Below are 1,739 nucleotides of genomic sequence, written 5' to 3'. Positions count from 1 at the left end.
CTTCCGGCATCGAACTCGCCCCCGTCCTCAGCTTCGCCCTCACCGGGAGCGCCGATTGCGACCCATCGCAGCCCTTCGGCCCCACCCCCACGCCCACGCCCGGGCCCGAGCTCGAACTCCTCATCCACGTCGACCCCATCCGCGTCAACCGCGGCCAGCAGGTCACCGTCACCATCATCGTCCAGCAGCCCCCCGGCCCCGGCGGCACCCCCGTCCCCGGCCCGGCCGGCATCCGCTGCAGCTACACCGCCTACGACGTCGCCCTCAACGAACTCGCCCGCGGCGGCCCCACGCCCACCGGCCCCAACGGCCGCGTCAGCTGGACCTTCACCGTCCCCGATTGGGCCGTCCTCGATACCGCCAGCCGCGAAAACGGCCGCGTCCAGCCCCGCTGCGACGGCATCCCCGCCCGCGGCTCCGCCCGCCTCGAAATCGTGGGGTGAGGTTGAAGGTTGGAGGTTGGAGGTTGGAGGTTGGAGACCTAGTCGCCTGATGAGCGCAGCCGGTCGATGAGCGAAACGAGCATCGCGCTCACCTCCACCGCCCTCCCGTGCAGCGCAGCGTAATCCGCTTCCTCGATGAGCCGGCGTTGCGCTGCCAGGTACAGCCAGTAGTCCAGTTCGAACACCGAACCGCGCGCCTTCGCGGCGAACCCGGCGTAATCGTTGCGGGTGCGCCGCCCGCGGCCCTCTGCGATGTTCGCCGGGACAGACGTCGCCGCCCGGCTCAGCTGGTCCCGGAGGAACGGCACCCTTCGAACCCGTGGCGTCTCAGCCAGGTCCAGCACGTCCATCGCCAGCTGGTGCGCCTTCCGCCAGACCTCCAGCTCCCGGTACGGCAGCTCCACGCGCGCATCCTACACCAACCTCCAACCTCCAACCTCTCAACCTCCAACCTCTCAACCTCTCAACCTCCAACCTCCAACCTCTCAACCTCCAACCTCCAACCTCTCAACCTCCAACCTCTCAACCTCCAACCTCCAACCTCTCAACCTCCAACCTCCGACCTCTCAACCTCCAACCTCCAACCTCCAACCTCCAACCTCCAACCTCCGCTCCCCGTTAACCCCCCTCCCCCCTCACGCGTTACACCACCCGGACGGAGAGCACCTCCACGGGCTCCCCGTACCCCGCGCATCCCTGCGCGCCCACGAAAGGATTGACCCTTGCACCACCGGTCAGTACCTTTCGCAAGACTTTACCCTCGCCCGGGGCATGCCCCGCGGCGATACTTCGTGTCTACCCCGGGAGGCGCCATGCCCTTCGCCCGCAGCACCCCGACGGCCCAGCTCCCCGGCGCGCACCGCGCCGGCCGCCCCGTCCCCGCTGCGGCGCCCTCTTCCCGGTTCCCGGCACCCTTCGCCCGGTTCCCGCTTCCCGCCTCCCGCTTCCCTTCCCGTTCCTCCAACCTCCGCCGGCGCCATGCCGCGCCGCGGGGTGGCAGGGCTACCACACTCGGACGAAAGGAGGGCTTCGCTGAGCGCGGCCGGATGCCCGGCGCCGGGAACGCCGTGACGCTCCCGTGAGGCACCCGCGCCCCGCACCAACGAAATCCGACGACATCCACCGACCAGAGGGAATGCCCGGATCCGCCCACGGCCTGCGCCAGGCCAGGCGCGGCAGACGAGCGGGCGACCTCGCCAGCACACCGGAGCCGCACCCGCGGCAACGAATGCACGAACGCCCGCAGTCCGGGCGCATCCGGAACAGGGCAGCCCGCCACCTGCACAGGTGCGAAGC

The 1,739-nt window shown here is 70.1% G+C and carries 1 protein-coding gene and 1 pseudogene; one reads left to right on the top strand and one right to left on the bottom strand.

Going from position 1 to position 1,739, the window contains the following annotated elements:
* A pseudogene (locus tag N2041_RS14275) lies at window positions 1–443 on the top strand (hypothetical protein); the annotation flags it as partial.
* 38 nt (window positions 444–481) lie between these two features.
* Here N2041_RS14275 and N2041_RS14270 read toward each other — a convergent pair.
* Entirely contained in the window at window positions 482–847 is a 366-nt protein-coding gene (locus tag N2041_RS14270) for a four helix bundle protein (protein ID WP_297679247.1), read from the bottom strand.
* Window positions 848–1,739: the final 892 nt, after the last annotated feature.

The sequence above is a fragment of the Tepidiforma sp. genome (assembly GCF_026419595.1).
Classification (GTDB): Bacteria; Chloroflexota; Dehalococcoidia; order Tepidiformales; family Tepidiformaceae; genus Tepidiforma.
This window is presented reverse-complemented; position numbering and strand designations above follow the sequence as displayed.